The following is a 556-nucleotide window of genomic DNA, read 5'->3' as shown; positions in this document are numbered from 1 at the left end:
AGCTGGACGTCGCCCGCTACTACCAGGCGGTCGCCCCCGGCATCCTGCGCGCCCTGCGCGAGCGCCCCACCACCCTCCAGCGCTACCCGGACGGCATCGAGGGCGAGTGGTTCTACCAGAAGCGCGCCCCCAAGAGCATGCCCGACTGGATCCCCACCGCGCACATCACCTTCCCCAGCGGACGCAGCGCCGACGAGATGTGCCCCACGGAGGAGGCCGCCGTGGTGTGGGCGGCCCAGTACGGCACCCTCGTGTTCCACCCCTGGCCGGTGCGCCGCACGGACGTCGAACATCCCGACGAACTGCGCATCGACCTCGACCCGCAGCCCGGCACCGACTACGACGACGCCGCGCGCGCCGCCGGTGAACTGCGCGCCGTCCTCGACCAGTACGGGCTGCGCGGCTGGCCCAAGACGTCCGGCGGCCGCGGGCTGCACGTCTTCGTGCCGATCGAGCCGCGCTGGACCTTCACCCAGGTGCGCCGCGCCGCCATCGCCGTCGGCCGCGAGATGGAGCGCCGGATGCCGGAGCGGGTGACCATCAAGTGGTGGAAGGA

General features: G+C 72.8%; 1 protein-coding gene. It reads left to right on the top strand.

Features of this window, described 5'->3' with window-relative positions; translation table 11 throughout:
* Nucleotides 1-556, top strand: a 556-nt coding sequence (locus LPA54_RS35850; protein WP_368857893.1) for a DNA polymerase domain-containing protein, incomplete at both ends; no start/stop codon positions are given.

The organism is Streptomyces sp. DH12 (assembly GCF_020873895.1).
Taxonomy (GTDB): domain Bacteria; phylum Actinomycetota; class Actinomycetes; order Streptomycetales; family Streptomycetaceae; genus Streptomyces.
The sequence above is the reverse complement of the archived record's forward strand: the minus strand, read 5'-3'. Positions and strand labels throughout refer to the sequence as shown.